The organism is Dapis brunnea BLCC-M229 (genome assembly GCF_050015995.1).
Lineage (GTDB): Bacteria > Cyanobacteriota > Cyanobacteriia > Cyanobacteriales > Microcoleaceae > Trichodesmium.
In genome coordinates this window covers 61169-67260 of the sequence record NZ_JBNHEP010000061.1, presented here as the reverse complement: position 1 = coordinate 67260, position 6092 = coordinate 61169, and the positions used below count along the sequence as shown (strand labels likewise).

Annotated in this window: 4 protein-coding genes and 2 pseudogenes; all 6 read left to right on the top strand. The window is 34.4% G+C overall.

Features of this window, described 5'->3' with window-relative positions:
• Positions 1 to 335: 335 nt before the first annotated feature.
• A pseudogene (locus ACP6PM_RS07100) lies at positions 336 to 667 on the top strand (transposase); the annotation flags it as partial.
• Between the two features lie 176 nt (positions 668 to 843).
• Positions 844 to 1069 (top strand): annotated as a pseudogene (locus tag ACP6PM_RS07095) (transposase); the annotation flags it as partial.
• A gap of 1369 nt (positions 1070 to 2438) precedes the next feature.
• A complete protein-coding gene (locus ACP6PM_RS07090) occupies positions 2439 to 2558 on the top strand; it encodes a helix-turn-helix domain-containing protein (RefSeq protein WP_426583151.1) in 120 nt (39 codons plus the stop codon).
• Positions 2512 to 3690, top strand: a complete 1179-nt coding sequence (locus ACP6PM_RS07085) for an RNA-guided endonuclease InsQ/TnpB family protein (protein WP_426583149.1) — start codon at positions 2512 to 2514, stop codon at positions 3688 to 3690. The genes ACP6PM_RS07090 and ACP6PM_RS07085 overlap by 47 nt, the downstream gene beginning before the upstream one ends.
• A gap of 96 nt (positions 3691 to 3786) precedes the next feature.
• Positions 3787 to 4572, top strand: coding sequence for a cysteine hydrolase family protein (locus tag ACP6PM_RS07080; RefSeq protein ID WP_426583147.1), 786 nt, complete (start codon positions 3787 to 3789; stop codon positions 4570 to 4572).
• A 381-nt stretch (positions 4573 to 4953) separates the two neighbouring features.
• On the top strand, positions 4954 to 5403 hold the full coding sequence (locus ACP6PM_RS07075; RefSeq protein WP_426583145.1) for a cupin domain-containing protein: 450 nt from the start codon (positions 4954 to 4956) through the stop codon (positions 5401 to 5403).
• Positions 5404 to 6092: the final 689 nt, after the last annotated feature.

The following is a 6092-nucleotide window of genomic DNA, read 5'->3' as shown; positions in this document are numbered from 1 at the left end:
CGCAGCGGCTCTGAAAGAGCGGGAGACCTCGCCATCCCATCCTGACGGACTGCTCGGCAAACGACCGCTTTTTCTCCTTGCTCATGAGAGGCTTTCAACCATAATTATTTAATTATTAATTATTGAACTGATTTTTATTTAGTAATTCGTCTAGTTTTACAGCGCATTTCAGGTATATGATACTAAATCCTGTTTATAGAGTATCCTTTTGGGGAGATGGGGTGATGGTTAGAGAGGGATTTGAAAAAGATACTTTTGATAACCATATTTGGTATTAAGTACAGTATAATTACCTTTGATACGAATTGTTTAAGGATATAATTAACCTTTCATTTGTAATTGGCAAAGCTAAAGATGAATATAAAGAAAAACTTACTCCGATAACTGAATTAATGGATAGGTATTTTCAGAAAAATGAAGATTTAGAAGAAGTAAAAAAATTAGTTCCTTCTTCAACTTTGTATCGTTCTATTTGTTATCAAACGGAAAGTTCCTGGAGTTATAAAAGAAGAGTTGTTACAAAAGTTTGTTATGGAGGTGATGCCTTAAAAATGCGTCAAATTGTAACGTCTTTACTTGCTTCAAAAATTGCTCCATCGAAACTTTATACAGAGAAATGGAAAATCGGATTAAGGAACAACAGTTAGATTTATTTGCTGATAGGACTTAAACTCAAATATAGCAATCAGGAATCAGATGTGAGAATTGAGGTGTTCCTTAAAAGGATAGAATATAGCAGTTATCTTATGAATAAGATACATTTTATTCTTCCCTATTCCCTATTCCCTGTTCCCTGTTCCCTAAAAGTCTCCAATATCTCACAACTCAAATCATATTGCTATATTTGATAACAATCAACTCAGATTATGGCTACATTCTTTAGCTTATATTCTCGTAAATGCTTTTAGGAAACACTGTTTAAAAAAAAACTTCATTAGCTTAATCAACTGTGGGAACAATTCATCTTAATCTTTTGAAATTGGCAGCCAGAATAACTATTAGTTGTAGAAGAATTATTGCCGCTATAGCTAAGACTTGTCCTTATCAAGATGTTTTAACGATTGCTTAAACTCGAATTCCAAATATTCCAAATACTAGATAAGTTGTATTTTTTCAAAGAGCGCTAAAAATACTGTTTGTTGATTGAGTGAAACTTTCATTCAGTCTGATTGTTCATAGTAGAATTCAAAAATTAATTAAACTATTCCTTCTTCACTTCAGTTTTGAGAAAATCAAGGGTAAATTTTTAATTGCTCTATCCTCGCAATTTTTGCGACCGCAAAAAATCCCCATTTATCCTCTCTGAATTCGGCTTTTAAATTAATTTGTGAGAAATATAGGTCTAACTACAATCTGATAATTATATTCTAATTTAGCGATCGCTTGGATAGGATCATTAGTTATTGACCTTACAAAAATAAATTATGACTTATGACTTATGACTTCGTTAAAATAGTTGTCATTAATCTTAGAAAATTATCAAGTTCTCTTACCTTAATTACAAGAATGATTAAACTTTTAAATTATGAGTTTATGGTGGATACTCTAATCTAAATTTTGATATTTACTCTTGGCAATTAGAAGTAATAACAATATTTTTATGTGGCTAATTTCTATTATCTAAATCTACTATGCAAAAATTTTAAAATAAAAATTAAAATATTCTTAAATTATATAACTAAAAATCTACAATCGAGGAAAATAAAAGTAGATAATTTTTCTATATAGCGTTTCTCAAATTAGTGAGGTATAGTTGTTTTTCTTCTTTATTTATTCCTACGGAACAAGAATTACTACTCCTTACTCCCTATTGCCTTTCCCCCGTTCCCTGTTCACTAAAACCAAAGAATTTTGTACCTCACGAATATGGGAATTGCTATATTATTAGGAAATTTAATAAATGAATTTACCAAGTAATACCATAACTATTTCACAAATATAGCAATCCGCGCATAGGTTGCGGGTAATCAAAAAGTAAATAAAAAAACTGAAACTCTTACCTGTCCCCTAAAAAGCAGTAATATTTTTGACAGGAATAAAATAGGATTGATATATTTTGATATCTATCAAGTGAAATAATTGGTTGAAATTGATTTAATACGAAATAAAAAAAATAATGATACATCAATATACCTGTAGGAGTGAGTGGCTACTTGCCTCTAAACCGAATACTCTAGTTGACCGACACAACTAATTTTGTGCATTAGAGCTTTGGGGTGGGTTTATTTTATCTGATGGTTAAACTCTTTAATTTAAACTAGAACCAACCCCTACTATTGCAAAATTTTAGGTGTGTCACGCCACTAGCATGAATTAATGAAATTGCTGTGAAATTTTACCAGAAAATTGGGTCTAAAGCCTCGCCCTAGAAGGGCGACTTTTAAATTTGTTTTTATTCAATAAATATGTTATCATGTTGTTAGTTTAATAGTCAAATTATGAAAGCTAGATTTAAGTATCGTATCTATCCCACACCCGGACAAAAATACCGATTATCCAAGCTATTTGGTTGTGTTTGCTGGCGCAACGCTTCGCGAACGTGTGGTTTGGAACGATAGCCTAGCTTGTTGTCAAGAAAAGTATAAGTTAGGAGGAAAGAAGCCCACTAATTCAGAACTACAAAAACAGTTTATCACTCAATCCAAAAAGACTAAACAGAGAGAATGGCTATCAGAAGTTTCTGCTATACCATTGCAGCAATCTTTAAATGATTTAAACCAGGCTTATCAAAACTTTTTCAGTTCGACAAAAGCCAAGAGAAAAAGTAGACCTATTAAACCTCCTAAATTCAAAAGTAGAAAGTCAAAGCAAACTGCTAGGTTTACAAAGGGAGGATTTAAAGTTGGTCAACATAAAATCTATTTAGCCAAGATAGGAAAGCTGAAAATAGTTTGGTCTAGAGAGTTACCTACAGCTCCATCATCAGTAACAGTAATCAAAGATTCAGCCCATAGATATTTCTTAAGTTTTGTAGTAGAAATACAACCAGAAACCTTACCTCAAACTGATAATTCAGTTTTGTTAGATTTAGGCATTTCAACCTTTGCTACATTGAGCGACGGTACAAAGGTTAATGCTCCTAAACCACTTAAGAAACGAATTAAGAAGTTAAGAAAGTTAAGTAAGTCATTATCTCATAAAACTAAAGGATCTAAAAGGTATGAAAAAGCACGGGTTAGAGTTGCTAAGTTCCATGCCAAATTAAAAGATACAAGGACTGATTTTCTGCATAAATTATCTACTAAAATAATTCGTGAAAACCAAACAGTTGTTTTAGAAGATTTAAACGTTCCTGGTATGATTAAGAACCGTAAATTATCCAGAGCCATATCAGATTTAGGTTGGAGAACATTCAGGACTTTTTTAGAAGGAAAAGCAGAAAAATATGGTCGCGATTTCAGAGTAATTAGTCGTTGGGAGCCTACTTCTCAAATTTGCTCAAATTGTGGCTTTAAAGGTGGGAAGCTAGACCTTCAGGTGCGAGAATGGGAGTGTCTTAACTGTGGTTCAAAACATGATAGAGACGAGAATGCAGCAATAAATATATTAGTCGCCGGAGGGCATTCGGAGACAAAAAACGGACGTGGAGGCAAGCATAACCCACCCCCATCCCCTCCCGGGAGGGGAGCAAGAGGGGTGGGTGCAGCAGCCAAAGAAACGTCAACCCGCCGAGGGGCTTCGGCTCGGTAGGAATCGCCGCGCCTTTAGGCCGGGGAGGATGTCAAATTCTGAGATTACTTCAGAATTGTGTACTTGGTTTTGAGTTCCGTGAAACGATATAATATTATGCAAAATGCCTCTCTTGAAACCTTGGGTGTACCCCCTAATGCGTGGGTAGTTGATGAGACAACCGTAGATATTACCCGTCCACCTCTTCCTGTCAAACCAGTTGTCATCAAAACTGAAACCAAAACCATTAACTTAGATTTAGCTAAAACAGTAATTCTAGTTATAGATATGCAAAATGACTTCTGTCATCCCGATGGTTGGTTAGCTCATATTGGTGTAGATGTGACACCTGCAAGGTCTCCCATTAAACCACTGATAAATCTTTTACCAAAATTGCGATCGCAAAACGTTCCGATCGTTTGGTTAAATTGGGGAAACCGCCCCGACTTACTGAATATCAGTGCTGGGTTACGCCATGTCTACAACCCCACAGGAAAGGGTATAGGTTTAGGCGATCCACTACCAAAAAATAGCGCCCCTGTACTTATAGAAGGAAGTTGGGCAGCAGCAGTTGTGGATGAGTTGGAGCAAAAACAAGGAGATATTCGCGTAAGTAAATATAGAATGAGTGGGTTTTGGGATACTCCCCTTGACAGTATTTTGCGAAATATTGGCAAAACAACTCTCTTGTTTGCTGGAGTAAATGCAGACCAATGTGTAATGGCAACATTACAAGATGCAAATTTTCTTGGTTATGACTGCATTTTAGTTTCCGACTGTAGTGCAACTACTTCCCCTGAATATTGTTGGCAAGCTACTCTTTATAATGTGAAACAGTGTTTTGGGTTTGTCACAAATTCTCTTGCAATTTTAGAAGCTATAGCGCAAGTCAAAAGTCAGTAGGGGCGAATGGCCATTCGCTCCTACAAAAGTTAAAAGTAATCTATGACTGAGCTTTATAATTTACCAATGTCCGCGCCCTAAATGCTTAGTACTATAGTAAATCAAAAAAGTTTACCGAATAATTAATAATTAATAATTATTAATTAAATAATTCAGCTTTATTAGCCTCCCTTTACCAATGGATAATTGTCAATTATCCATTATCAATTAATACCCTAGCCCTTATATTCAATTTCCTCACGGTTTTAACCAGAGGTAATTATCCATTATCCATTATCAATTAATGAACGTGCTACCCAAAGCTAATAGTTAAAACCTTCAAAGTATAGCGACAATAATAAATAATTACCTAAATAAATTAACACTATTACCTATAAGAAAATGATTACTCATTGCATGATTCCAGTGGTGAAGTCTCCCCAAGACTACCAAGCATATCGTATTAGTCCTAATGATAATAATAAATTAGCAATTATTTTCAGCCCCGCTAATGCCAATGCTTCTTTAACTGTATGTTTAGAAGTTTTTGATGTAGGAGGAAAAACACCTTTACATCAACATCATTTCGCTGTAGAAATGTTTTTTATTCTCAAAGGAGAAGGGAAAGCAAGCTGTGATGGAAAATCTATTAATATTCGTGCTGGTGATAGTATTCTCATGCCACCAACAGGTAATCATATTATAGAAAATACTGGTTCAACTCGTCTTTATGCCTTATGTATTATGGTGCCAAATGAAGATTTTGCGGAACTAATTCGCAGTGGAACACCAGTAGATTTAGATGAAGAAGATATCCAAGTTTTGACAAGCTCAAATTTTGGTAAATATTAGACTTCTTGCAGAAGTCAGGGAATAGGGAATAGGGAATAGGTATGGAGGGAGATGAAATTGTTAATTTTAGATCTTGAATTTATTTAATTAAAACTTTTGCAAGAGGTCTATTGAGAAAAAAGGCAGAAGCCAGAATTAAAAAACTACTGAAAAATCCAGATTTTTTCTTCTCTTGCTTACTGCAAATATTACAATTAAATTTTTCTACTATATCCACTTAATTACCGAAAAACCAAGGTTTAAAACCTCTCCTTTCAGGGAGAAAAAGCGGTCATTTCGCCTGTCGCCGACATGAAAAGCGGAGCTTGGAGTAGAATGGGATTGCGAGGTTTCCCGAAGAGCGCAGAGCCTCTCCGAAGTTCGCCAGATCCAATCTCCCCTTGAGAATAAAAAATTTTCCTTTTAACCAATCCTATCTGTTTTAAGAAGAGGTAATTATTAATTATTAATTGTTAATTATTAATTATTGAACTAGCTATTGAAAAGCTTTTTATTCCCTATCCTCCTTTACTTTATTTTTCCCCTATTCTCAGTTATACAATTTCTCAAAAACTTTTCAACCCGTATCTTGAGTAGGGGAGTATGGGAGTAAGAGAGCACGAGAGAAGTAAAAACATAAATAATTAACACACTACTTTTTAATAATTATCAAAAAGGTTATTCTGCCCATGTTAATTACTTAATAATTG

Bases quoted from the DNA above. Each gene is read 5' to 3' on its own strand.
- ACP6PM_RS07090 (WP_426583151.1), top strand. From the start codon at position 2,439: ATGAAAGCTAGATTTAAGTATCGTATCTATCCCACACCCGGACAAAAA.
- ACP6PM_RS07075 (WP_426583145.1), top strand. From the start codon at position 4,954: ATGATTACTCATTGCATGATTCCAGTGGTGAAGTCTCCCCAAGACTAC.
- ACP6PM_RS07080 (WP_426583147.1), top strand. From the start codon at position 3,787: ATGCAAAATGCCTCTCTTGAAACCTTGGGTGTACCCCCTAATGCGTGG.